The organism is Nonomuraea sp. NPDC003707 (genome assembly GCF_053587055.1).
Map to the genome: position 1 here is coordinate 326650 of NZ_JBSFNK010000001.1, position 23709 is coordinate 350358.

Genomic DNA, 23709 nt, shown 5'->3' on the forward strand with positions numbered 1-23709 from the left:
CGCCTACCGGGTTTCGGTGGTTGCCGCCCATACCGCGGCGGGGGTCAGGGGCATGTCGATGTGGTCGATGTCGAGGGCGTCGCAGACGGCGTTGACGATGGCCGGGGGGATGCCGATGCAGCCGGCCTCCCCCGCGCCCTTGGCGCCCAAGGGGGTGTTGGGGTTGGGGGTGACGGTCTCCAGGAGGGTGACCGGGGGCATGTCGGCGGCGGTGGGCAGGAGGTAGTCCAGGAGGGTCGAGGCGTAGGGCAGGCCGTCCTCGCCGATGACCGCCTGCTCGTAGAGGGCCTGGCCGAGGCCCTGGGCGATGGAGCCGTGGCCCTGGCCGGTGACGATCATGGGGTTGACGACCACCCCGTAGTCGTCCACGGCCACCAACTGGCGTACGTGGACGGTGCCCAGGTCAGGGTCCACCTCGACCACGGCGATGTGGGCGCCGTACGGGAAGGCCTGGGGTGGGGCGACGATCTCGTCGGCGCGCAGGGGGCCGGTGCGGGCGACCAGCTCGCCGATGGGCAGCCCGGGAAGGGGGCCGACCTCGACGTTGGGCAGCCCCGCCGTCTCGCCGGTGGGTAGGCGCGGGAGAGGGCCGGGCTCGGCGACGGGCCGCCCCGGGAGAGGGCTGGGCTCGGCGACGGGCGGGCCCGGGAGGGGGCCGGTCTCGGCGAGGGGCGCTGGGCCTTCCTCGGTGTCGCTCTGGAGGCCGGTGTGGGGGTCGCCGCCCACCATCAGGCGGCCCGCGGCGTACGAGACGTCCTCCTCCCCCACCCCCAGGAGTTCCGCGCAGCGGCGGCGGGCGGCGGCCACGAGGGCTTCGGCGGCGCGCCACAGGGCCGCACCGCCCACCTGCATGGACCGGCTGCCGAAGGTGGCGAAGCCGTAGGGGACCTCGCCGGTGTCGCCCTCGACGACGCGGACCCGGTCCACCTCCACGTCCAGAACCGAGGCCACCACCTGGGCGAACGCGGTGAAATGGCCCTGACCGGTGGACGTCGATCCGACACGGGCGATGAACGTCCCGTCCGGGCACGCCTCCACGCTCCCGAACTCGTCGCTGTCCGGCGGTCCTCCCGAGCGTTCGACGTACGTGGCGATCCCCACCCCGAGCGGCCGTCCGCCGTCCTCGCGGCGGCGGGCCTGCTCGGCGCGGACCTCGTCGTAGCCGACGACGGCCAGGGCCCGGTCGAGGGCGGCGGTGTGGTCGCCCGAGTCGTAGGTGCGGCCGGTCGGCGTCAGGTAGGGGTACTGGTCGGGGCGGATGAAGTTGCGGCGGCGCAGCTCGGCCGGGTCCAGGCCGAGCCGGCGGGCGAGCCGGTCCACGGTGCGTTCGAGGGCGTAGGCGGCCTCGGGGCGGCCGGCGCCGCGGTAGGAGGTCGTCGGGGCGGTGTTGGTGAGCACGCACCTGACGCGCGTGTGCACCCTGGGCGTGCGATAGGCGCCGGTGCTCATCGCTCCGGTCATCATGGGGACGAAGGCGCCGATGTGCGGGTACGCGCCGATGTCGGCGTCGACGAGCAGTTCGTACGCGAGGAAGGTGCCGTCCTCGTCGGCCGCCAGCCGTACCCGCTGGTGCTGGCCGCGGCCGCGCGGGCCCGCCAGCATGGCCTCGGCGCGGTCCTCGCACCAGCGGACCGGGCGGCCGAGGTGGACGGCGAGCAGGGCGGCGACCAGATACTCCGGGTAGGTCTGGCTCTTGGCGCCGAACGCCCCGCCGGTGGCCGGGACGATCACCCGGATCCGCTCCCGGTCGAGCCCGAGCGCCGCGGCGAGCGCGTCGCGCAGCCGGTGCTGTGCCTGGTGGGAGACCCACACGGTGAGGCTGTGCGCGTGTCCCGGGTCCACCAGGATCGCCCGTGGCTCCAGGGACGTGGGGAGGATGAGCTGCTCGCGGTAGGCGGCCTCGACGACGACCGGGGCGGTGGCGAACACGTCGTCGGCCGGGCGGCCGAAGGTGCGTTCGGCGGCCAGGTTGTCGCGGTCGTCGAACAGCCGAGGCGCTTCCGCCGTCAACGAGCCGCCGGACGTACGAGGGGTGTCGGTGCGGGTGAAGGGCAGGAGCTCGAGGTTCAGCCGGACGGCTTCGGCACCGTCCTCAGCCTGGGCGCGCGTACCGGCCGCGACCACCGCGAGCGCCTCCCCCGGATAGCGGACGCGACCCGTGGCGAGCAGCGGCCACGGCGGCATGCCCTCCTCGCCGGGCACCGACCGGGCGGCGAGGTACGGCAGGTCGGCGGCCGACCACGCGCCCGCCACCCCCTCCTCCTTGAGCGCGGCGGCGACGTCGACCCCGCGGATCACCGCGTGCGGCACCGGGCTGCGGGCGAACGCGAGCTCCAGCGTGCCCGGGATCTCCAGATCGGCGACCCGGCGCGCCCGTCCGGTGACCAGGTCGCGATCCTCCCGCCGCGCGAGCGGCATCCCGATGTACCGCAATGTTTGGACACCCCCGCTTTCGGTACCAACGTCGATATCGGATGCCCGGGATGGGGGACATGAAACCGGCACAATTCGACTACGTCGCGCCTGCCTCCGTACCGGAGGCGGTGGCCGTGCTGGCCGAGCACGGGCCGGAGAGCCGCGTGCTGGCCGGTGGCCAGAGCCTGCTCATCGAGCTGCGCTACCGGACCACGCGCCCGGCCCTGGTGGTGGACGTCAACCGCATCCCCGGGCTCTCGCAGGTCACGGTCGAGAACGGCTCCGTGCACCTCGGCGCGTTGGTCCGGCACGCCCAGCTGGAGCGCGCCCGGTTCGACGACCCGCTGGCCGAGCTGTTCCGCCAGGTGGCGCCGTACGTCGGCCACCCGCCCATCCGCGCCCGGGGCACCTTCGCGGGCAGCCTGGCCTGGGCGCATCCGGCGTCGGAGTGGTGCGCGCTGGCCATGGCCCTGGACGCCGGGATCGAGGTGAACGGCCCCGCGGGACCGCGTACGGTGCCCGCCGGCTCATGGTTCCGCGGCGCGTTCGTGACCGCCTGCCTGCCGGAGGAGCTGGTCACCGGCGTCCTGCTGCCGCGCCCGCCGGCCGGGGCCGTCGCGGCCTTCGCCGAGCACCGCCGCACCCACAGCGGCTTCGCCCTGGCCGCCGCCCTGGTGATGCTGCGGCTGGCCGAGGGCCGCGTCGCGTGGGTCCGCATCGGGCTCGCGAACGCGGCGGACGTCCCCCTCCGCGCCGTCGGGGCCGAGCGGCTGATGACGGGCGAGCGGCCGGAGCAGGAGCTGTTCGCGGAGGCCGGCGCGCTGGCCGCCGCCGAGGCGGACCCGCCCGGAGCGCCGCACGCGCCGGCCGCCTACCTCAGGCACACGCTGTCCACGCTCGTACGGCGCTGCCTCGCCCGAGCCGTCCACCACGCGGGGACCCCATGAACGTCCGCCTCACGGTCAACGGCCGGACCCACCAGATCGACGTGGAGCCGCGGACCAGCCTGGCCGACGCGCTGCGCGACCGGCTGGGCCTCACCGGGACCACGCTGGGGTGCGAGCACGGGGTGTGCGGCTCGTGCACCGTGCTGGTGGACGGCACGGCCATCCGCTCCTGCCTGACCTTGGCCGTACAGGTGGAGGGCGCCGACATCCGCACCGTCGAGGGGCTGGCCGACGGCGACGAGCTGCACCCGCTGCAGGAGGCGTTCGCGGCCGAGCACGCGCTGCAGTGCGGCTTCTGCACCCCCGGCTTCCTCATGCTGCTCGCGGGCGCGCTGGCCGAGGAGCCGGAGCTGGACCGGGACGAGCGGCGGCTCGACGCGGTGCTGGCCTCCAACCTGTGCCGCTGCACGGGGTACGCGGGCATCCGCCGCGCCGCCGCCCGCGCGGCGAAGAGCATGCGCGCGAACGGCGGCTGAAGCTGCGTCGGGGCGCACGATCTTCGTGGTCAGGGTCCCAGCTGGAGGAAACGGTCGCGGGCGGCGGCGAGGTGGGCCCGCATGGCCTCGGAGGCGGCCTCCGCCCTGCCCGCCACGACGGCCTCGGCGATGCGGGCGTGCTCGGCCAGCGTGGGGTCGCCGTCGCGCCGACCCGCGTACTCGATGCGGAACAGGTGCAGGTGGCCGTGAGTACGCCGGAGGGACTCCCGCAACGCGCCACTGCCCGAGAGCTCGGCGATCAGGTCGTGGAAGCGGGCGTCGTGGTCGGCCAGGCCGTGGTAGTCCTCGTACCTGGTGCCCTGGGGCGCCTTCGGGACGCTGGCCAGCTCGGCCCGCACGCGCCCCCCCGCCTCGGCCGTCACCAGCTCGGCCGCGCGCCCGGCCGCCCACGGCTCCAGGAGCAGCCTGAGCTGGTAGAGGTCGGCGATCTGGCCGGGCGTGAGCAGGGGCGCCACGGAGTAGCCGCGCAGCGCCTCCTTGGTCAGCAGGCCCTCGGACTCCAGCGCGGACAGCACCTCGCGCACCGGCGTCTGGGAGACCTCGAGCAGCCTGGCGAGGGCGTAGATGTTGACGCGGACGCCGGGCTCCAGGTCGCCGTTCATGATCAGGCCCTTGACGCGCTCGTGGACGTCCTCGGTGAGAACGCTCCGCCGAGCCGCCGGCACGCGGCCCATCAGGCGCTTTTCGAGCTCACTGGCCAACCTTCACGCTCCGGTCCGAGTTCTTGACGGGTCTTGACGGGCATCGTGCGATGTATGCAACATAGCGGAAATATCCAATAGGAAATATTACTGAGGATCGCGATGGCCACAACCCTCCGAACCACTGTCCACGGCCGGTTGCGCTGGTACATGATCAGCTACGTCTTCGCCGGGCTCGTCATCAACTACCTGGACCGCGCGAGCCTGGGTGTGGCCCTGCCGTTCATGGGCGAGACGTTCAAGCTCTCCAAGACCGAGGAGGGCATGATCCTGGCGGCCTTCTTCTGGTCGTACGACTTCTTCCAGCTCGCCGCCGGCTGGTTCGTGGACCGGTACGGCCCGCGCAGGACGTTCACGTTCGCCTCCGTGTGGTGGTCGCTGTTCACCTCGCTGACCGCGCTGGCCAGTAGCTTCGCGGCGCTGTTCGGCGTACGGCTGCTGCTCGGCATCGGCGAGAGCCCGGCCGCCACGACCAGCGCCAAGGTCGTGGCCCGGTGGTTCCCCCGGCACGAGCGGGCGCTGGCCACCGGGATCTGGGACTCCGGCTCGCGCGTCGGAGGTGTCATCGCGCTGCCGGTGGTCACGGGGCTGATCGCGTGGCTGGGGTGGCGGTGGACGTTCGCGATCATCGGGGTGATCGGGCTGGCGTGGGCCGTCGGATGGTGGCGGACCTACCGGGATCCGCAGGACCACCCGAAGATCACGGAGGAGGAGCTGGCGTACCTGCGCGAGGGCGGGGCCCGCTTCGAGGGCGACGACGACGGGGACGCGGCCAGGATGCGCTGGCGCGACCTGTTCCGCTACCGCACGATCTGGGCGATGATGCTGGGCTTCTTCTGCCTCAACATGGTCGTCTACTTCTTCCTCACGTTCTTCCCGACCTATCTGGTGGAGGAGCGCGACTTCAGCCTGCTGAAGCTCGGCCTGTTCGGCGCGCTGCCCGGCCTGGTGGCGATCGGCGCCGAGTGGCTGGGCGGCTGGCTGTCCGACCGCCGCATCGCCAGGGGCGACTCGCTCACGCGGGTCAGGAAGACGTTCATCGCGGGCGGGTTCCTGGTCTCGACGGTGATCGGCGTCGCGGTCTGGGTGCCGGAGGCGTGGATGGCGCTGGCCCTGCTCTCGGTCGCCTACGCCGGCTCGACGTTCGCCGCCTCCAACATCTGGGCGCTGCCCGCCGACGTGGCCCCGGCCGACCGGTACGTGGCCTCGATCGGCGGCATCCAGAACTTCGCCTCGAACTTCGCCGGCATCATCAGCCCCATCATGATCGGCTTCCTGGCGGACAGGACGTCGTCCTTCGCCGTCCCCCTGATGGTGATCTCGTGCGTGGCCCTGCTGGGCGCCTTCACGTACGCGGTGATCCTGAAGCGGGTCGAGCCCATCGGTCTTCCGCCGCGGCCCGAACCGTAAAGATCCGCTCTTGCCCCTGTGGCGGCGCGGCCCTCCCCCGACCTGCCGTGATCTCCTGAGCGGTGTTCGAACCATCACTCAGGAGGTCCGCATGCGCCGACGCGCTCACCTGCTCGCCACCGCCGCCCTGTTCACCGCTCTCGGCTCGGCCGTCACCCTGGGCTCGGCCAGCCTCATCCCGAGCGGCGGGTACCCCACCGTCAGCCAGCGCATCGTCAACTCCCTCGCCCTGGCGAACGGCTACGTCTCGACGCTGAACGCTATCCTGAGCGACCCCCTGGGCAACCTCGTCTGATCACGCGGGCCGGTGGAAGGCCGCCCGCCAGCGGTGACGCTCGCCGTCACGCAGGTCCTCGACCTTCCCGCTCTCCAGCCCGCCGGTCGCGAAGCCCCCGATCTCGGACGGGGTCAGCGGCCACGGCGGCGCGAACACCGGCCCGCCCTCCTCCCGGCCCGACGCGATCACCAGCAGCGTGCCGCCGGGCCGGACGAACTCCGCGATCGCGGCGATGGCCCTGCCGTGCAGAGGCTCCGGCAGGGCCTGCACGGTCATGATCTCGACCACCAGGTCGAACGCGTGCCGCCACTCCGGGGGCGGCGCCAGCAGGTCGGCGACCTGGTAACGCACCTCGCTCCCGGGGAAGCGCTCCTGGGCGAGCCGGACGGCCGACTCGCTCACGTCGAACGCCACCGTCTCGTAGCCGAGGCCCGCCAGATGCTCGGCGTCGTCACCCAGCCCCGCGCCCACGACCAGCGCCCGCCCGTGGCCGGGGTGGGCCCACTCCGTCAGCAGGAAGTGCGGGGACCGCGAGTCCCACGGCACGATCGCGTCGCCACTGGCCGACTCGGCGTAGAGCCGCTCGAACCAGCCGGTCGGGTCGCCGTGCGCGAGCGACTCGGCGGCCAGCCTGTTGGCGTCGGCGTCCGCGTCCCGTCCCGTCATCAGTCCTCCCAGCAAGATCCCGTACGGCTCGCCACGCTCCGCCTTGGCGGCCAGCTCCACCAGGCCGACCCGGTCCCCGAGGGGGCCGACCAGCTCGCGCTGGGCGAAGGTGTGCTCGTGCACATATCCCTTGCGCCGCAGCGCCACGTCGAACAGCGGGAGCAGCACGCAGACGCCCGGTGTGGGATGCGGGCAGGGCTGCTCCTTATGCCACCATTCAAGCTCATTTGCGCGCCCGGCGACCACGAGCTCGACGACGTCCAGGTTGGTGGCCTCCCGGCCGAGCAGCTTGGCCGGGAGGCCAGCACGACCTCACGCTGGTACTCGCCGACCCGCGCCCAGGCCTCCACGGGGAGGTCCGCCATGCGGAACGGCCTCATGCCCAGCGCGAACCCGCCCCGGCCGATCAGCTTGTGCGAGACGACCTTCCCGAGCCTGGTGGCCAGCTTGGGGGGCACCGTCGCCATCACGCCCGAAGGCACCGGCATGAGCGCCACCCCGTCGCCGATCGGCTGAGCGGTGTCCCAGTCGATCACCTCGGCCATGCCGGGAAGAGCGGGCGCAGGCCGGACGCGGGTCAGCAGCCCGTCCCTCTGGATCTTCCACAGGAAGCTCTCGTAAACGTCCGCGGCGCCGCCGCTGCCCGAGAACGGCGCGACGTAACGGGTCGTGTGCCAGCCGAAGGCGCCTGACAGCAGCCGCTCGGCCCGCATACCGGCGGCGAAGCGCTCGCTCCCGACGATGGAGCGCGTCTCGGCCCAGTGCGTCTCTCGCAGCGACGCGGTCTCCTCACCCAGCCAGGACCAGTCCGAATGGTGTGCCACGAACAGGTGGACGGCCCAGCGCTCGTGCCAGCTCCACCGCCTGGCGGCGAGCAGCTCCCCGACCATGAGCGTGTGCAGCTCCGCCTCATCCGCCGCCAGCAACAACGGCAGCCCCACCAGCAGGATCGGCTCGCCCCGCCTGGTCCGACTCGCCCGCACCTCGGCCCAGGCGGACACGTGCACCTCGGGCACGGCGTCGAAGCCCGCGAGCCGCGCCGCGTCCGCGACCAGCTCGCGCAGCCGCGGCTGGTCGTCCAGCGGCAGCGCGGGACAGCGCCACCGGAACCGGCGCCGCCATCGGTCCGTGGCGAAGGCGACCGCGCAGGCCCCGAGCCCGAGGCTCACGAGGAGCACTCCCACGATGCTTCCGTCCTCCAGGCTGAGGAGCGTGCCCGCGACGCCGGCGCCGAGGATCGCCGCCAGGCCGATGAGGAGCTTCGCCCATTCAGGAAGGAAGCACGACAGGAAATTCTTTGTCAGCAGGATCCATAACATCCGCCACCGCGTCAGTCGCACGGCCTAATGATCGGGTAGGACCCTTACGCGTGGAAAGTGTCCTTCGCCAGCCTTCGCACCCGCGTCTCGTCGATGTCGTGCCCCAGCCCCGACTGGGTGAGCGGGACCGCGATGACGCCGGCGTTGGCGTCCACGATCGGCGTGACGATCTGGTTCTGGCGCGGCGGCTGCGTCACGTCGCACGGCAGCGTGCAGCCCGGCAGGCTCGCGACCGCCACCGTCGCCGCCCTGGCCAGCCCCGCGCCCTGGCCGCCCGCGCACTGGATGTCCAGGCCCGCCGCCGCGGCCCGGTCGTGCGCCCGGCGCGCCTCCGTCAGCGAGGGGAACGCGTTCGGCCGCAGCAGCAGCACCCTGGCGGCCCGCACGGTCAGGTAGTCGTCCAGTTGGGCGGTGGAGACGACCTCGACCGCGACCGAGGCGGAGATCTGGTCCTGGAGCGAGGCGTGTGCGTAGACGTCGCCGACGGCGAAGGGCCGCTCGATGACCTCCAGCCCGTAGGAGTCGAGGGCGACGAGCTGGCCGAGGTCGGTGTAGGCGTTGCCGCAGTCGACGGCCAGGGTCAGCGCGGGGTACGTCTGGCGCACCGCCCGCACGGGCTCGACGTCCCAGCCGGGCCTGATGTCCAGCGTGACGTGGCCGTACCCGGCGCAGATCTGCTGGTTGACCCGGGCCACGAGGCTCTCCACGGACGGGTCGGGGGCCAGCCGGACGGTGGCCATGAGCGAGGTGCGGGTGCCGCCGATCGCCTCGGCGAGCGGCACCCCGCGCATCCTGGTCCACAGGTCCCAGCAGGCCATGTCGACCGCCGGGTCGCCGCTCGACACCGTGTCGGGGTGCTCCCAGTCGACGCCGATCAGCAGGGCGGCCAGCGTCTCCTCCAGCCTGGACCACGTCTTCGGCTGGGGGGCGATCGACTCGCCCCAGCCGGTCATGCCGCCGTGGTCGGTGAGTTTCACGAGCAGGGTCTCCGACTTCCTGCCGAACGGCAGGACAAGCCGGAAGACCTCAAGCTCCCGCACTCGCGGCATGTATCCCCCTTTTATGACGCGGCTCCCTCCATAGTGCCTGCTGTACGGGACTGGGCAAAACGGGGGGCCAGCAGAAAGGCCACGGCCGCGAGCACGGCGGTGAAGGACAGGCCGATCGCGTAGTTCCCGGCGGTGGCGGTGAACAGGGCGCCGCTGATCGCGACGGCCACCACGGTGAAGACCGACTCGCCCACGCCGACCGCCGCGCTGTTCTGGCCTTCCTCGCCCTCCTTGGACATCTCCAGCACCAGTACGGACACCGTCGGGTGCAGCGCGCCGATGCCGAGCCCGGCGATCGCCATGGCCACGAACGCGAGCGCGAGCGGCAGGGAGTCGATGAGCACGAGCGTCATCAGCGCGATGCCGACGGTGATCATGGCGGCGCCGCCGCGGATGGCGGCCAGGTGGCTGATCGTGCCGCGGCCCTTGATCCAGGAGCCGGTGGACCAGCCGAGGGCGCCGACGGTGAGCACGAGGCCCGCGCCGGTGGGGGTCAGGCCGCGCTCGTTGATCAGCATGAGCGGGATCAGCACCTCGGCGGCCGTCAGCGAGCCGAAGGCCAGGCCACGCAGCACGGGCGCGGTCGGCAGGCCGGGGGCGGCCCTGAGCGAGCCGGGCAGCAGCAGCCTGGGCAGGGCCACGGCCAGCAGGACGATCCCGGCGAGGAGCAGGGGCAGGCCGGCGAGCCCGAGCGCGCTGCCGTACTGGATCAGGGCGGCGGCCACGGCGGTCAGCGTGGCCCAGACGAGCTTGCGGCCGAGGCCGGGGGCGGGCGCGGCGATGCCGTCGCTCACCTCACGCCCCGCGGTGCCGCGCCAGAGCAGCAGCGCCGACGGGATGACGATCAAGGAGACGCCGATGAAGATCCACCGCCAGTCGATGTTCTGCGCCACGAACCCGGCGATGGCCGGGCCGACCATGGACGGCACCACCCAGGCCGCCGAGAACAGGGCGAACACCTTGGGATGCATGCTTCCCGGATAGACCCGGGCGACCAGCACGTACAGCGATACCTGGATCAATCCCGCCCCGAGGCCCTGCACGAACCGGCCCGCGACGAACACCTCCATGTTCGGCGCGAACCCGGCCAGCAGCAGCCCGGCCACGAAGCCCGCCACGCCGACCGCGATCGGCTGCAGAGGGCCGCGCACGTCGCTCCACCGCCCGCCCAGGACCGTCGCGATCACGCTGGCCGCCAGGGTGGCGCTGAAGGCCAGGTTGTACAGGTGCATCCCGCCCAGCTCGCGGGCCACCACGGGCATCGCCGTGGCCACCGCCATCGCCTCGAAGGCCACCAGCATGACCAGCGCGACCAGCCCGATGCTGATCGCCCGGTACTGCGGCGACACCACGCCCGCCGCGGATCTCTCAACCGTCATCGTCATACCGGGCAAGGTATGGCTAACCCCCACGTCAGCACCTCCGGCGGGGGTCCTAGGCCGCCCTCGGCAATTGGGCCTAGGGCGTGCGGGGCATGCGGGCCTCGATGCCGTCGAGGAGCAGCTCGAGACCGTAGCGGAAGCGCTGCTCGCCGTCGTCGGCGACCAGGTCGTCCACGAACTTGGTGATGTGCGGGAACCGCGCCGCCGGCAGCGCCCGGTAGTAGCCGGCGATCTGCCCGATGAAGGACTCGAAGTACTCCTGCGGGTCGGTCATACCGGCCGCGCGCATCCTGGCGAAGTGGACGGAGCCCTCGTACGCGTCGCCGACGATGTACAGGGAGATGCGGTCCATCGACAGGGACGCGTCCCTCGGCGACATGCCGGCCTCGATCAGCAGCCCGAAGACGAACTCGCCCATGCGGATCGAGTTCTCCCCCGTGGGGATGTTGGCCAGCGCCACCCGGGCCAGGTCGCTGTGCTTCGCCAGCACCCGGTGCACCTCCAGCATGTACTCCCGCAGTTGCTCCTTCCAGCGGCCCGGATCGCGCTCGGGCAGCCGGATCTCGCCGAGCACCCGGTTGTAGATCAGCTCCAGCAGCTCGTCCTTGTTCGCCACGTGCGCGTAGAGGGAGGCGGGGCCCGTGTCGAACTCCTGGGCCACACGTCTCATGCTCAGCGCGTCGAACCCTTCGGCGTCGACGATCCGCAGCCCGGCCTCGACGATCAGGTCCTGGCTGAGCTGCCGCCTGAGCTGGGCCGGCTTGCGCGACTTACGCCACGGGGGGAGCGGGACGTCCTCGGTTGCCATACGAACACTGTACTTGACACGAACGCTGTTCGCCACTAAAACGGTGTTCGTAGCGAACAGCGTTCGTTAATAGAACACCGTTTTTAAGGAGCCCCCCATGACAGTCACCGCCTCAGCGGCGACGACCGAGACCCAGCCCTACCGCTGGCGCTGGGTCGCACTGTTCGTGATCCTGGCCGCCGAGGTCATGGATCTGCTCGACGCGCTCGTCACCACGATCGCCGCCCCCACGATCCAGAAGGAGCTGGGCGGCAGCGACAGCATCGTGCAGTGGCTCGGCGCCGGATACACCCTGGCCATGGCCGTCGGCCTGATCACCGGCGGGCGCCTCGGCGACCTGTTCGGCAGGAAGCGCATGTTCGTGATCGGCGCGTTGGGCTTCACCGCCGCCTCGCTGCTGTGCGGGGTCGCGATGAGCCCGGAGATGCTGATCGGGAGCCGGGTGCTGCAGGGCCTGTTCGGGGCCGTCATGCTCCCGCAGGGCCTGGGGCTGATCAAGGAGATGTTCCCGCCGCAGGACCTGGGCAAGGCTTTCGGCATGTTCGGCCCGGTCATGACGATCTCGTCCGTGGGCGGTCCCGTGCTGGCCGGCTGGCTGGTCGACGCCGACTTCTTCGGCACGGGCTGGCGCATGATCTTCCTGATCAACCTGCCGCTCGGCCTGGCCGCCGCGCTGGCCGGCATGCGTTTCCTGCCCGAGTACCGTCTCTCGAACGCCACCAGGCTCGACCTCGTCGGCGTCTTCCTCGTCTCCCTGGCCTCGTTCCTGCTGATCTACCCGCTCATCCAGGGCCGCGAGCTGGGCTGGCCCGTGTGGACGTTCGTGTCCATGGCGGCCTCGATCGTGATGTTCGCGATCTTCGCCCGGTACGAGTCCCGCCGCGCCAGGTCCGGCAAGGACCCGCTGGTCACGCCCGGGCTCTTCCGCAAGCGCGCCTTCACCGGCGGTCTGGTCGCCGGCCTGGCCTTCTTCTCCGGCATGATGGGCCTCGGCCTCGTCTTCAACCTCTACACCCAGCTCGGCCTCGGCTTCACGCCGCTCGAGGCCGGTCTCACCGGGTTGCCGCAGGCGCTCGGCGGCGTCGTCGGCTTCGGGCTGGCGATGTCCGGCCTGCAGGAGAGGCTGGGCCGCGGCCTGCTGCAGATCGGCACCGCCGTCATGGCCGCGGGCGCGGCCGCGCTCGCCCTGACCATCCACCTGGCCGGGGTCGACGTCAGCGGCTGGCAGCTCGCTCCCAGCCTCGCCTTCGTCGGCATCGGGATGGGCCTGACCATGGCGCCGTTCTTCGACATCGTGCTCGCCGGCGTCGAGCCGCACGAGTCGGGGTCGGCCTCCGGCACCCTGACCGCGATCCAGCAGCTCGGCGGCGCGCTCGGCACCGCCGTGCTGGGGACGCTGTTCTTCAACCTGCTGGCGCGCCAGTGGAGCTTCGGCTCGTCGATGCAGGTCACCGTGTGGGTCGAGGTCGGGCTGCTGGTCCTGACGTTCGCCCTGTCCTACCTACTGCCGCGCAAGGCCAGGCCGGGCGAGTCCGGCCACTGACGCCCCGTGGCGGGGCGCACGGTGAACCGCTCACATCGCAAGGTGACGCTCGGCCCACTGCGCGATGTCGCGCCGCTCGATCGCGGCCGCCATCAGGTCGGGGAAGGCGTCGGGCGTGCACGCGAAGGCGGGCACGCCCATCGCGGCCAGCGCGGCGGCGTTCTCGTGGTCGTAGAACGGCGCGCCCTCGTCGGAGAGCGCCAGCAGCACGATCACCTGGACGCCGGCCTGCGTCATCGCGGCCACCCGGCGCAGCATCTCCTCCCTGACGCCGCCCTCGTAGAGATCGCTGATCAGGATGAAGATCGAATCGGTGGGGCGCGTGATGAGGCCCTGGCAGTAGGCGATGGCCCGGTTGATGTCGGTGCCGCCCCCGAGCTGGGTGCCGAACAGCAGCTCCACCGGGTCGTGCAGCTGGTCGGTGAGGTCCACCACCGCCGTGTCGAACACCACCAAAGACGTCTTGAGCGACCGCGTCGAGGCCAGCACCGCCCCGAACACGCTCGAATAGACCACCGAGGCCGCCATCGACCCGCTCTGGTCGATGCAGAGCACCACCTCGCGCTGCACCGACCGCTGCCTGCGGGCGTAGCCGACGAGCCGCGAGGGGACGACGGTGTTCTTCTCCGGCAGGTAGTTCTTGAGATTGGCCCTGATCGTCCGGTCCCAGTCGATGTCGGCCACTCGTTTGGGGCGGTGCGTCCTGGCCGAACGGTCGAGCGCGCCGGTCACGGCGGCCCTGGTCTTCTGGGCCAGCCTGCGTTCGAGCTCGTCCACCACCTTGCGCACCACGGCCCTGGCCGACTCGCGGGCCTGGTCGGGCATGACGCGGTTGAGCGCGAGCAGCGTGCCGACGAGGTGCACGTCCGGCTCGACCGCCTCCAGCATCTCCGGCTCCAGGAGGAGCCTGGTGAGGTTGAGCTTCTCGATGGCGTCCTTCTGCATGACCTGGACGACCGTGGAGGGGAAGTACGAGCGGATGTCGCCGAGCCAGCGGGCCACCCGGGGCGCGGACGCGCCGAGCCCGCCCTCCCTGCCGCCCTGGTCGTAGACGGCCGACAGCGCGGCGTCCATCCGCGCGTCCAGGCCCTCCAGCCCGAGCCCGGTGCCGTCGGCGTCGCCGCCGCCCAGCACCAGCCGCCACCTGCGCAGGCGCTCGTCGTCGGTCATCCGTCGTCCTTTCCGAGGATCGCGAGCACGGTCGCCACGGCCGCCGCCGCACGCCGCTCGTCCACGTCCTGCCGCTGCCCTTCCCGCGCGCCGCTCCCGGCCGAGCGGACGCGCTCCCCGATCGCCCTGCGCTCGGGCGCGGCGAACCCGCCGAACGTACGGCGCAGCAGCGGCAGCACGTCGGTGAACTGATCGCCGGACAGCCCCGTGAGCCACCCGTCCACCAGACTCAGCAGCCGCGGATCGTGCACCAGCAGCAGCCCGCCGCCCGCCAGGAACCCCTCGACCCACGCCGCCGCCCTGACCGGGACCTGCCCCCTGGACATCGCCCTGGCCATGCGGTCGCCCGCGTCGTCGAGCTCCCCCGCGTCCAGCAGGATCCTGGTGAGCCGCCCCTCGATGAGCCCGTGCAGGTCCTGCCGATCGCTGACGCCCCGCAGGGTGACCAGCCACCGGCTCCGCGGCGACACCTCATCGCCGGTGTCGTCCGTCTCGAGGAGCGCGACGGCCGCGTGCACGGCGTCCACGTGTTTGAGCAGGCCGGCCGCCGCGTCCTCGTCCAGCCCCGTCACCGCGACCGGCAGCCCGACGCAGATCCGCTCCAGCATCGAACGGACGATCACCGCCAGCCCTTCGGCCGAGGTGCCGCGCACGTCGCCGTAGCGGCGGGCGCGCACCATCGCGGGCAGCGCCGCCATCAGGTGCGTCACGTCGGTGTCCAGCGCCGCCCTGGCCGACAGCGCCGCCAGCACCTCGGGCAGCGCCTGCGGCAGGTCGGCCAGCAGGCACTGCTCGACCAGCGAGGTCAGGTCCGCCAGAGCCGTCCGGTCCGTCGCGGCCAGGTCCCTGGCCCGCTGCGCCGCCGCCCCGGCCACGGTGGTGCCCAGCGCGGCCTGCTCGATGAGCGCCAGGTCGTGCTCGGGCCGCCACCGCAGCGTCCACGTCTCCCTGAACGTGCCCTTCCCGCGCGACTCGCCCAGCGCGCCCCAGTCGACGCCGAGCAGCCCGAGCCGGTGGAGCAGGTGGCTGCGGTCGAGGTCGAGCGGCTTGCGCAGGTCGAGGTCGATCTCGCGGTCGAGCGCCTCCGGCCTGAGCCGCAGCCGCCGCTGCTGATCGCGCAGGTCCCGCTGGAGCGGCACCATCGGGGTGCCGTCGGTGACCTGGCCGAGCCGGTCGCCGACGACCATGCGCCGCTGGATCAGCTCGACGGCCAGGTCGTCGCCCTCGCACAGCACGGCCCTGGCCGCCTCGGTGACCTCGCCGAGCCCGGCCAGGGGCCGGCCGCGCAGCGTGGCCAGGGTATGCGCGAGGCGTACAGACTCGATGACGTGCGCGGACGACACGGCCAGCCCTTCGTCGCGCAGCACCGCGGCGGCCTGGGCCAGCCACCGCTCCACGGGCCGGTCGGGCGCGCCGAACAGGTGGTGGTACCAGCCGGGCGAGATGATCCCCGCGCCGTAGCCGCTCCACGAGGCCAGCCGCCCGTACGTCCACGGCACCCACGTCAGCTCGGCCTTCACCTTGGGCAGCCCGCGCAGGACGGCGTTGTCCCTGGCGGCGGGCGGGAGCGGGCCGGTCAGCGCCGGGACGTGCCAGGCCCCGCAGATCACCGCGATCCGCCCGTAGCCCTCCTTGCGGGCCGCGCGGAGGGTCTTACGCATGTACGCCTCGCGCCTGGCCTCCCGCTCGTCCGGCTCGTAGCCCTCGCGTACGGCGGCCATGGCCTCGGCGATCACCTCGAAGGGCGTGTCGCCGCGGTGCTCGACGACGTCCTCCCACCAGCGTTCGGGGTCGTCGTATCCGGCGGCCGCGGCGAGCGAGCCGATGGGATCGGCCCGCAGGCCGGGCGTTGCGCCCCGGTCGTCGTCCCCGGTCTCGCCCCGGTCCTCATCCTCGGTCTGGCCCCGATCTTCGTCCTCGGCCAGCGAATGGGCCGCAGGGAGGTCGCAGAAGCGCACCGGGACGCCGGCCGCGGTGCCGTACAGGATGGCCTGCCATTCGGGCGAGAACGCGGCGAACGGCCAGAACGCGGCGCGCGCCGGCGCCCCCGGCACGTGGGCCAGCAGCGCGACGGGCGGCTCCAGCTCGGGCGCGAGCGTGACGAGCGGGTCGGCCTCAGGCGGGCCCTCGATGAGGATGGCGTCGGGGCGCAGGCGTTCGAGCTCCTGCCGCACGGCCCGCGCGGAGCCCGGCCCGTGGTGCCGCACGCCGAGCACCGAGACGATCGGCCCGCCCGCGCCGCCGGGAGCCGGGAGGGCGCTCATGCGCGCTTCGCGACGGTGTCCAATGGGTCGCTCGCTGCGCTCGCTCATGACACCTCGCGGCAGGCGCGGTAGAAGTCGCGCCAGTCGGAACGCTCGCGCACCACCGTCTCGAGGTATTCGCGCCACACCACCCGGTCGGAGACCGGCTCCTGGACCACGGCTCCCACGATCCCGGCCGCCACGTCGGAGGGCCGCAGCACGCCGTCGCCGAAGTGGGCCGCCAGGGCGATGCCGCTGGTGAGCACCGAGATGGCCTCGGCCGTGGACAGGGTGCCGCTGGGCGATTTGACCTTGGTGCGCCCGTCCTCGGTGACGCCCGTGCGCAGCTCGCGGAACACCGTCACCACCCGCCGGATCTCGGCCAGCCCGGTCGTCGTCTCCGGCAGCTCCAGGGCGCGGCCGAGCTGGGTGACGCGGCGCGCGACGATGTCGACCTCCTCCTCGGCGGTGGCCGGGACCGGCAGCACGACCGTGTTGAACCGGCGGCGCAGGGCGCTGGACAGCTCGTTGACGCCCCGGTCGCGGTCGTTGGCCGTGGCGATCACGTTGAAGCCGCGCTCGGCCTGGACCTCGCGGTTGAGCTCGGGGATCGGCAGCGTCTTCTCCGACAGCACGGTGATCAGGGCGTCCTGCACGTCGGACGGCATGCGGGTGAGCTCCTCGACGCGGGCGACCCGGCCCTCGGCCATCGCGCGCATCACGGGCGACGGGGTCAGCGCCTCGATCGAGGGGCCCTCGGCCAGCAGTCTGGCGTAGTTCCAGCCGTAGCGGATGGCCTCCTCGGCGGTGCCCGCGGTGCCCTGCACGAGCAGCGTGGAGTCGCCGCTGATGGCGGCGGCCAGGTGTTCGGACAGCCAGGTCTTCGCCGTGCCGGGCACGCCGAGCAGCAGCAGCGCGCGGTCGGTGGCCAGCGTGGCGACGGCCACCTCGACGATGCGGCGCGCGCCCACGTATTTGGGAGTGATGCGGTCTCCGTCGCCCAGGATGTACGTGGTCACGGCCCACGGGGAGAGCTTCCAGCCGGGCGGCCTGGGCCGGTCGTCGTCCTTGGCCAGGAAGGCCAGCTCCTCGGCGTACTGGTCTTCCGCGTGCGGACGCAGAACAGTCATGGGTGAAGCTCCTTGTACATGTCGGCACGGAAACGCAGCAGGGCGGCCACCTGCTGGACGGACTCCACGGGCGAATAGCTCAGCGCCAGCGGGAACAGGGCCGGGTCGATGCGCTCGCCGGCCAGCTTGACCAGCTCGCCGAGGTTCCACGGCTGCGTGGTGGCCACCTTCACGATCTTGCGGAGGACGGCCGTGGCCAGGCCCTCGCGCCAGTGGGACGACACTCCGCCCAACACCATGATCAACTGACTGTCCAGATCATGCTTTTTCACGAAATCGGCGGCAAGTTCCTGCTGCTCGTCGGGCGGCAGGGACTCCAGGAGGTCGGCGATCGGGTCCCAGCCGAACATCGCCCGCGCCCACTCCGGATCCTTCTGCAGCACGGCGGCGCGCACCCAGGCGGCCTTCACCTCGGCGTCCCAGTCGGGGATCTTCATCGTGAGCAGCGCCGCGGGCGGGTGACCCCAGATCGACAGCGGGGCTCGGGCGAGGATCTGCTGCAGCCACCAGGCCCGCTCGCCGATGCCCCTGGGCGGTTTGGGACGGATGCCGTCGCGTTCCATGGCCTTGTCGCAGTCGTGGGGGGCGTCGACGGCGATGACCTTCCGGGAGATGGTCACGCAGGCCCGCGCCCTTTCGGCCATGCGCTGGGACATGCGCGAGCCGGGCAGGCGGGTGAGGAGGTTGGCGGCGGCCTGACGCACCTCCCGGCGGCGGTCGTCGAGCGCGCTCTCCAGGAACGGCTCGTCCTCCATGCTGAGCCCGTCGGCCAGCACCTCCACGAACTCGGCCCGGTCGTCGGGCGTCTCACGCTCCCACGTGCTCTCCAGCAGCCGCCTGGCCTGCTCGGGATCGGCCGTCCTGAGCGTACGCAGGTGCGCCCGCCGGTCCGCGGCACCGCCCAGCTCCCACGTCTCCCCGGTCGGCTCCTCGAGGAGGTAGTCCCAGGCGGGATTGAGCCCGGCCAGCCACCGGCCCCGCTGCCCGGCCAGGACTCCCAGGTGCACCCGGATCGAGCGATCCCGCCGTCCTTTCTCCAGGAGCTCGGGCAGCACGTACGGCGGCACCCTCCGGCCGGTGGCGGCGGCCGCGGCCAGCCATTCGGGCAGCAGCCGCTCGTGCTCGCCACCCATGATCCGCACCAGCCGCTCCGCCGCCCGCCTCCCCACAGCCACCCGCTCCTCGGCAGGGGCGGCCTGGGCTTCGAGGGACGCTGCGGAAGACCCGTCCCCCTGCCCGACCGCCTGCTCCCGCTGCTCGGCCCTGCCGGGCACCTGTTCCCGCTGCTCAGCCGCGCCGGCCGGCTGCTCCCCTTGCTCGGCCGCGCTGGGTGCCTGCTCCTGCGGCTCGGCCGCGCCGGTCTTGCGGCCGGCCCTTCGCCGCGCCACTTCCACGGCGGCGGCATCGAGCAGATCGCCCTGGTACGGCCTGCGATCGGTCCCCACGAGCGCCGTCGAGGCCAACTCCTCCCAGCCGGTCACAGGATCACCGCCGTTCCTTCGTCGTCCCAGGTGGTCAGGGGCCGCAGCCCGCGCGGCGTCCATTCGACGGCCACGGTGACCGGATGCCCTCCGGAGACGGCGATCAGCCGCCACGGGTCGCGGGCCGCGCGATGCAGCGGCAGGCCGCCGATCGAATCCCGCCCCGGGACCACCCCGGCCAGCACGAGCGGCCACGACTCGGTCCAGGGATCCTCGCCCAGCACCCCGGCCACCTCGTCGAGCGCCTGCTCCGGCGACACCCCGGGCGGCGTCCCCGCGTCCGCGCCACCCCCGCCGGAGCCGTATCGAGCGGCATCGTCCGCGCCGGGGTCGTGCCGGGTGGCGACCAGCGCGCGCAAGGGGGCGGCACCCGGGTAGTACGTGAGATCGGCCTCGATCGTCGTCCCCGTGACCAGGGAGGCGTCCAGCGGCTGCCCCTGCGGCGCGAACGAGAGCACCAGAGCCGCCCGCCCGCTGCGCCGCCCCCGCAGCCAGACGCGCCGGGAGGTCAGCCGGTCCTGCTCCTCGTCCCGCCTGCCCAGCACATCCCACTGATCGCGCACCGCGGCCCCGGCCAGCACCTCCTCCTTGGGGACCGGAAAACCGACCCGGCTCAGCACGGTCTCGGCCAGCGCCCCGGGCAGCTCCGCCCGCCGGCGATAGGCGACGGCGAGCAGGTGGATCAGCGCGTATTCCTCCAGCAGCCGCCCCGGCCAGTCGTCGTCCGCCCGGACCCGGACCAGCCTGGAGACGACCCCCGCCACGCCGGGCGCCTGGGCGTCGATGAGCCGCTTGGCCAGCCCTTCCCATTCGTGCTCGGCGGCCCCCGCCAGCCCCTGCCGCACCTGGTCGTCGAGCCACCGCTCCAGCTCGCTCAGCCCGGCGGCGACGCGCCCGTGGCGGACGGACTCCGCGCCCGACCGCGACGATCCACCGGACCGCCCGGCGCCGTGCGCCCCACCGCCGTGCGCCCCACCGCCGTGCGCCCCACCGTCGGCCTCCCCCGAGGACACCTCGGCGGCCTTCTTCGCCCGCGCCTCCTCGATCTTGGCCGCTTCCTTGGCGGCGCGCTCGGCCCGCGCCTCCACCCACTCGGTCACCCACTGCGGCGCGCCCTGCTCGACGGGCACCCCATCGGCCGCCCACATGAGCAGCAGCCCGAGCGCGTGCTTGCACGGGAACTTCCGGCTCGGGCAACTGCACCGATAGGCGGGCTCGGTCAGATCGACGCAGGCGAGGTAGGGCCTGGCGCCGCTGCCCTCGCACTCGCCGTACACGACCGTGCCCGTCGTCCCGCACGCCGACCATTTCCCGGGCGCCGCCACCTTCTGCGCGGCCGACCGCGACGCCGCGTCCGGGGCCAGGGCGAGCACCTGATCACGGCTCCACCGTTCGATCACCTGCCGCAGACTAGCCACCTCCACCGACATTTCGCGCCCCGTCCGCGAGATGCCCATCGACTGGAAATGAACCACCCATCTTGTCCTGATTTATCGGCATAAACTCTCCTAGGTGGAGCTGCGAACCTACCCCGACGGCCCGTCCATCCAGGTGCCCGACGAGGCGGCGGCCCTGGCCAGCCCGCTCGACGGGCAGCTCGTCCTTGACGGGAACCTCTTCCTGCGCAGGGACGTGACGGGCGCCCCCGTGGCGTTCGTCGAGCGCCCGCCCGTCGCCGCGGCCCTCGACCTGCTCCCCCACCCCGAAGGCGGCTGGTTCAGGGAGACGTGGAGATCGTCCGTGACCTTCCACCCGGACGGCTACCCCGGGCCACGGGCCAGCGCCACGGGCATCTACTTCCTGCTGCAGCCGGGCGAGGAGTCGGTGCCGCACGTGGTCAGGTCGGACGAGGTCTGGCTGTGGCACCGCGGCGGCCCGCTGAGCCTGACGATCGGCGACTCCGTGGTCACGCTGGGGGCCGACGTGGAGAAGGGTCAGGTGCCCCAGGCGATCGTGCCCGGCGGCGTGTGGCAGTCGGCCCGCCCGGCCTCCGACGAGGCGGTACTGGTGAGCTGCGTCGTGTCCCCAGGCTTCGATTTCGCCGACTTCACGGCCTAGCCGCGTTTTCCGCACGTCACTGCGGCCGATCGAAGATCTAGAGCGCTGCCCCCTGATTTGCGCCATGGGGTAGGCCCTTCTTTCGAAACTTCATACGGTCGAGAGTCCAGTGCCGGATACTGATCCGCGTGGCTGTGACGCTGCGGATCAACAGCAAGATCGCCTTTCAGTGCGCGTTCCATGTGGCGTGGCGCCCCAAGTACCGACGCCGCGTACTGGACGGCCGGGTCGAGGAGCGGCTCAAGCAGCTATTCGTGAGGTGATCGAGGAGAAGGGGGCATGGCTGGTGGAATTCGACGTCGTGCCCGACCATGTGCACCTGCTGGTCGAGATAGACCCATGCTGACCGGCCGCAAATACCTCCTGGACCTGACGCCCAAGCAAGCCGCCTTCGCCGAGCGGATCAGCGGGGCCTGCCGGGCGGTGTGGAACACCGCCTTGGAGCAGCGTCGTACCTACCGGCGGCGGGAGGCGTTCATCGGCTACCACGAGCAGGCCCGCCAGCTTGTGGAGGCCAAGCGCGAGCCGGAGCTGGAATGGTTGGCCGAGGTTCCTGGCCACTGCCTGCAACAGACGCTCATCGACCTGGATGCCGCATGTACTCGGCATGGGACTTGGAGGGTGCACTGGAAGTCCAAAACGCGTACCCGCCCGTCGTTCCGGTTCCCTGAGGGCAGAAAGATCACGGTGGAGCGGCTCAACCGGCGCTGGGCACGTGTCAAGCTGCCCAAGCTGGGCTGGGTTCGCTTGCGGTGGACCCGGCCGCTGGGCGGGGCGGTCAAGAACGCTACCGTGCTGTGTGAGGGCCAGCGGTGGTTCGTCAGCTTCCTGGTCGACGACGGTATCCAAGCTCCCGTCCGGCACGCCATACCCGAGACCGCCATCGGGGTGGACCGCGGCGTAGCGAAGATCGTGACCACCAGCCAGGGGCGGTTTCATCACAAGGTGTTCGCGACTGGCCGTGAGATAGAACACGCCGCCAAGCTGCAGCGGGACTGGGCCCGCACCCGCAAGGGGTCCAATCGCCGCCGTCGCGCCGCGCGCCGGGTGGAGGCGTTCGCCGCGAAGATCCGCAGGCGGCGGGCAGACTTCGCCGCCAAGACCGCCCATATGCTGACCCTCGACCACGACCTGATCGTGTTCGAGGCGCTCAAGACCAAGAACATGACCGCGACGGTTGCGCCTAAGCCGGACCCCGAACGGCCCGGGGCGTTCCTGCCCAACAAGGCCGCTGCCAAGTCCGGACTGAATCGGGCCATCTTGGATAAGGGGTGGCATCGGATCGAACTAGCCGTCCGGTCCAAGGCCCGGCACACGGGCACCTCTGTGATTACTGTAAACCCGGTGAACACGTCCATCACGTGCCATGAGTGCAAGCATGTGGAAGCGAAGTCCCGCAAGAGCCAAGCGGTCTTCGTCTGCGCCTCGTGCGGGCACCGTGACCATGCGGACGTGAACGCCGCCAAGAACATACTCACCGCTGGGAGGGCGGAGCTCGCGCAGGCCAGACCGGCAGCGCGGGTTGGGGCGCGCAAACCACGCAGCCGCGTGGGCCGGAAGGCGAACCGTCAAGCAACAGCAGTGCAGGACCTCGCTACGGCAAGTCCCGGACTGGCTGGAATCTCCCGGCATTAGCCGTGGGGAGCGCTTCAACAAGGAGAGACGCATGGTCCACAAAGCCGTCATCCCCGTGGCCGGCCTCGGCTCGCGGCTGCTGCCGCTGACCAGGGCGCTGCCCAAGGAGATGCTGCCGATCGGCGACAAGCCCGTCATCGAGCACACCATCCGGGAGCTCGTGGACTCCGGCATCGACGAGATCACCATCGTCACCTCGTCCCGCAAGGACCTCATCCAGCGGCACTTCGCCCCCGACGCCGACCTCGAGCTCCAGCTCCGCGCCGCGGGCAAGGACGACCTGGCCGACGCGGTGGCGGAGCTGTCGTCGCTGGCCCACATCACGTACCTGTACCAGAACGGCCCCTACGGCAACGGCACGCCCGTGCTCAACGCCGCCCGGGTCATCGGCGACGAGCCGTTCATGGTGCTGTGGGCCGACGACGTGTTCGTGGCCGAGGTGCCCAGGGCCAAGCAGCTCAAGGCCGCGTACGACGCCACCCAAGCCCCCGTGCTGGCCCTGATGCCGATGGCCGTCGAGGACGCCTCGCGGTACGGCGTGCCGATCGTCAAGGAGGACCTCGGCGGCGGCCGCCTGCTGATCTCCGGGCTGGTGGAGAAGCCGTCCCCCGAGCAGGCCCCCTCCCGGTACGCCGCCATCGGCGGATATGTCGTCACCCCGGGCGTCATCGAGGAGCTCCACGAGCAGACGCGCAGGTGGCAGGAGAACCCGCAGGGCGAGATCTACCTCACCGACGCCCTGCACCGGCACGCCGCGGACCACCCGGTGTACGGGCAGGTGATCGACGGCACCTGGTGGGACACGGGCTCGCCGCTCAACTACCTCAAGGCCCAGTTCGCCGCCGCGCTCGCGCACCCGAGGTTCGGGCCGGAGCTGCGCAAACTCGCCCAGGAGAGCGGCTGACCTCTTGGGTTCTTTCCAGGTTGGGTTTTTTCCGGCGAGATGATTGTCTGACCGAAGGAACTACGAGGAGGACA

General features: G+C 72.1%; 20 protein-coding genes and 1 pseudogene. 9 read left to right on the top strand and 12 right to left on the bottom strand.

All coding sequences use genetic code 11. The features are described 5' to 3' along the window. Window positions 1-3 precede the first annotated feature (3 nt). On the bottom strand, window positions 4-2433 hold the full coding sequence (locus ACWDRB_RS01430) for a molybdopterin cofactor-binding domain-containing protein (protein ID WP_449891415.1): 2430 nt from the start codon (window positions 2431-2433) through the stop codon (window positions 4-6). A gap of 59 nt (window positions 2434-2492) precedes the next feature. On the opposite strand from ACWDRB_RS01430, the gene ACWDRB_RS01435 reads away from it, so the two are divergent. Next, entirely contained in the window at window positions 2493-3362 is an 870-nt protein-coding gene (locus ACWDRB_RS01435; RefSeq protein WP_449891416.1) for an FAD binding domain-containing protein, read from the top strand. Next, window positions 3359-3838, top strand: coding sequence for a (2Fe-2S)-binding protein (locus ACWDRB_RS01440; protein WP_449891417.1), 480 nt, complete (start codon window positions 3359-3361; stop codon window positions 3836-3838). The genes ACWDRB_RS01435 and ACWDRB_RS01440 overlap by 4 nt, the downstream gene beginning before the upstream one ends. A 29-nt stretch (window positions 3839-3867) precedes the next feature. Here the strand turns inward: ACWDRB_RS01440 and ACWDRB_RS01445 are convergent, their stop codons facing one another. After that, complete coding sequence (locus ACWDRB_RS01445; protein WP_449891418.1) at window positions 3868-4533, bottom strand: GntR family transcriptional regulator; 666 nt, start codon at window positions 4531-4533, stop codon at window positions 3868-3870. A 129-nt stretch (window positions 4534-4662) separates the two neighbouring features. Here ACWDRB_RS01445 and ACWDRB_RS01450 point away from each other — a divergent pair, with 129 nt between their 5' ends. Both ACWDRB_RS01450 and ACWDRB_RS01455 read left to right on the top strand, forming a co-directional pair. Beyond that, entirely contained in the window at window positions 4663-5970 is a 1308-nt protein-coding gene (locus ACWDRB_RS01450; RefSeq protein WP_449891419.1) for an MFS transporter, read from the top strand. A 91-nt stretch (window positions 5971-6061) separates the two neighbouring features. Next, the gene (locus ACWDRB_RS01455) at window positions 6062-6265 is read left to right on the top strand and encodes a hypothetical protein (protein ID WP_355194782.1); all 204 of its coding nucleotides are present in this window, start codon (window positions 6062-6064) and stop codon (window positions 6263-6265) included. Here the strand turns inward: ACWDRB_RS01455 and ACWDRB_RS01460 are convergent, their stop codons facing one another. The 5 genes from ACWDRB_RS01460 to ACWDRB_RS01480 form a co-directional block, all read right to left on the bottom strand. Next, window positions 6266-6913: a class I SAM-dependent methyltransferase gene (locus tag ACWDRB_RS01460; protein WP_449891766.1), complete on the bottom strand. Its 648-nt coding sequence runs from the start codon at window positions 6911-6913 to the stop codon at window positions 6266-6268. Then, a complete protein-coding gene (locus ACWDRB_RS01465; protein WP_449891420.1) occupies window positions 6913-8253 on the bottom strand; it encodes a hypothetical protein in 1341 nt (446 codons plus the stop codon). Before ACWDRB_RS01465 ends, ACWDRB_RS01460 begins: the two co-directional genes overlap by 1 nt. 23 nt (window positions 8254-8276) lie before the next feature. Further along, window positions 8277-9281 carry an enolase C-terminal domain-like protein gene (locus ACWDRB_RS01470; protein ID WP_449891421.1) on the bottom strand — a complete coding sequence of 335 codons (1005 nt, stop codon included), beginning with the start codon at window positions 9279-9281 and terminating at the stop codon, window positions 8277-8279. A gap of 11 nt (window positions 9282-9292) precedes the next feature. Then, window positions 9293-10666 (bottom strand): MFS transporter, encoded by a 1374-nt coding sequence (locus tag ACWDRB_RS01475; RefSeq protein WP_449891422.1) that lies wholly within the window; start codon window positions 10664-10666, stop codon window positions 9293-9295. A gap of 73 nt (window positions 10667-10739) precedes the next feature. Next, window positions 10740-11471: a TetR/AcrR family transcriptional regulator gene (locus ACWDRB_RS01480; RefSeq protein ID WP_449891423.1), complete on the bottom strand. Its 732-nt coding sequence runs from the start codon at window positions 11469-11471 to the stop codon at window positions 10740-10742. 97 nt (window positions 11472-11568) lie between these two features. Between ACWDRB_RS01480 and ACWDRB_RS01485 the strand changes: the two genes are divergently transcribed. Beyond that, window positions 11569-13014, top strand: coding sequence for an MFS transporter (locus ACWDRB_RS01485; RefSeq protein ID WP_449891424.1), 1446 nt, complete (start codon window positions 11569-11571; stop codon window positions 13012-13014). Window positions 13015-13044: 30 nt separating this feature from the next. On the opposite strand, the gene ACWDRB_RS01490 is transcribed toward ACWDRB_RS01485, so the two are convergent. The 5 genes from ACWDRB_RS01490 to ACWDRB_RS01510 are packed head-to-tail and all read right to left on the bottom strand — an operon-like array spanning window position 13045 to window position 20438. Further along, window positions 13045-14184: a VWA domain-containing protein gene (locus ACWDRB_RS01490; RefSeq protein ID WP_449891425.1), complete on the bottom strand. Its 1140-nt coding sequence runs from the start codon at window positions 14182-14184 to the stop codon at window positions 13045-13047. Next, window positions 14181-16448: a DUF5682 family protein gene (locus ACWDRB_RS01495; protein WP_449891426.1), complete on the bottom strand. Its 2268-nt coding sequence runs from the start codon at window positions 16446-16448 to the stop codon at window positions 14181-14183. The genes ACWDRB_RS01490 and ACWDRB_RS01495 overlap by 4 nt, the downstream gene beginning before the upstream one ends. Window positions 16449-16492: 44 nt before the next feature. Continuing rightward, complete coding sequence (locus ACWDRB_RS01500; protein ID WP_192786357.1) at window positions 16493-17557, bottom strand: ATP-binding protein; 1065 nt, start codon at window positions 17555-17557, stop codon at window positions 16493-16495. After that, on the bottom strand, window positions 17554-19038 hold the full coding sequence (locus ACWDRB_RS01505) for a DUF5691 domain-containing protein (protein ID WP_449891427.1): 1485 nt from the start codon (window positions 19036-19038) through the stop codon (window positions 17554-17556). Before ACWDRB_RS01505 ends, ACWDRB_RS01500 begins: the two co-directional genes overlap by 4 nt. Next, window positions 19035-20438 carry an SWIM zinc finger family protein gene (locus ACWDRB_RS01510; protein WP_449891428.1) on the bottom strand — a complete coding sequence of 468 codons (1404 nt, stop codon included), beginning with the start codon at window positions 20436-20438 and terminating at the stop codon, window positions 19035-19037. The genes ACWDRB_RS01505 and ACWDRB_RS01510 overlap by 4 nt, the downstream gene beginning before the upstream one ends. Window positions 20439-20550: 112 nt before the next feature. Here ACWDRB_RS01510 and ACWDRB_RS01515 point away from each other — a divergent pair, with 112 nt between their 5' ends. The 4 genes and pseudogenes from ACWDRB_RS01515 to ACWDRB_RS01530 all read left to right on the top strand — a co-directional run bounded on the left by ACWDRB_RS01515 (window position 20551) and on the right by ACWDRB_RS01530 (window position 23635). Further along, window positions 20551-21096 (top strand): cupin domain-containing protein, encoded by a 546-nt coding sequence (locus ACWDRB_RS01515; protein WP_355194760.1) that lies wholly within the window; start codon window positions 20551-20553, stop codon window positions 21094-21096. A gap of 128 nt (window positions 21097-21224) precedes the next feature. Then, a pseudogene (gene tnpA / locus ACWDRB_RS01520) lies at window positions 21225-21436 on the top strand (IS200/IS605 family transposase); the annotation flags it as partial. After that, a complete protein-coding gene (locus tag ACWDRB_RS01525; RefSeq protein WP_449891429.1) occupies window positions 21436-22731 on the top strand; it encodes an RNA-guided endonuclease InsQ/TnpB family protein in 1296 nt (431 codons plus the stop codon). The pseudogene tnpA and the gene ACWDRB_RS01525, both read left to right, overlap by 1 nt. Before the next feature lie 31 nt (window positions 22732-22762). Then, window positions 22763-23635, top strand: a complete 873-nt coding sequence (locus tag ACWDRB_RS01530; protein ID WP_449891430.1) for a UTP--glucose-1-phosphate uridylyltransferase — start codon at window positions 22763-22765, stop codon at window positions 23633-23635. Window positions 23636-23709: the final 74 nt, after the last annotated feature.

Bases quoted from the DNA above. Each gene is read 5' to 3' on its own strand.
- ACWDRB_RS01435 (WP_449891416.1), top strand. From the start codon at position 2,493: ATGAAACCGGCACAATTCGACTACGTCGCGCCTGCCTCCGTACCGGAG.
- ACWDRB_RS01440 (WP_449891417.1), top strand. From the start codon at position 3,359: ATGAACGTCCGCCTCACGGTCAACGGCCGGACCCACCAGATCGACGTG.
- ACWDRB_RS01445 (WP_449891418.1), bottom strand. From the start codon at position 4,533: ATGGGCCGCGTGCCGGCGGCTCGGCGGAGCGTTCTCACCGAGGACGTC.
- ACWDRB_RS01450 (WP_449891419.1), top strand. From the start codon at position 4,663: ATGGCCACAACCCTCCGAACCACTGTCCACGGCCGGTTGCGCTGGTAC.
- ACWDRB_RS01455 (WP_355194782.1), top strand. From the start codon at position 6,062: ATGCGCCGACGCGCTCACCTGCTCGCCACCGCCGCCCTGTTCACCGCT.
- ACWDRB_RS01460 (WP_449891766.1), bottom strand. From the start codon at position 6,913: ATGACGGGACGGGACGCGGACGCCGACGCCAACAGGCTGGCCGCCGAG.
- ACWDRB_RS01470 (WP_449891421.1), bottom strand. From the start codon at position 9,281: ATGCCGCGAGTGCGGGAGCTTGAGGTCTTCCGGCTTGTCCTGCCGTTC.
- ACWDRB_RS01475 (WP_449891422.1), bottom strand. From the start codon at position 10,666: ATGACGATGACGGTTGAGAGATCCGCGGCGGGCGTGGTGTCGCCGCAG.
- ACWDRB_RS01480 (WP_449891423.1), bottom strand. From the start codon at position 11,471: ATGGCAACCGAGGACGTCCCGCTCCCCCCGTGGCGTAAGTCGCGCAAG.
- ACWDRB_RS01485 (WP_449891424.1), top strand. From the start codon at position 11,569: ATGACAGTCACCGCCTCAGCGGCGACGACCGAGACCCAGCCCTACCGC.
- ACWDRB_RS01490 (WP_449891425.1), bottom strand. From the start codon at position 14,184: ATGACCGACGACGAGCGCCTGCGCAGGTGGCGGCTGGTGCTGGGCGGC.
- ACWDRB_RS01495 (WP_449891426.1), bottom strand. From the start codon at position 16,448: ATGAGCGCCCTCCCGGCTCCCGGCGGCGCGGGCGGGCCGATCGTCTCG.
- ACWDRB_RS01500 (WP_192786357.1), bottom strand. From the start codon at position 17,557: ATGACTGTTCTGCGTCCGCACGCGGAAGACCAGTACGCCGAGGAGCTG.
- ACWDRB_RS01525 (WP_449891429.1), top strand. From the start codon at position 21,436: ATGCTGACCGGCCGCAAATACCTCCTGGACCTGACGCCCAAGCAAGCC.
- ACWDRB_RS01530 (WP_449891430.1), top strand. From the start codon at position 22,763: ATGGTCCACAAAGCCGTCATCCCCGTGGCCGGCCTCGGCTCGCGGCTG.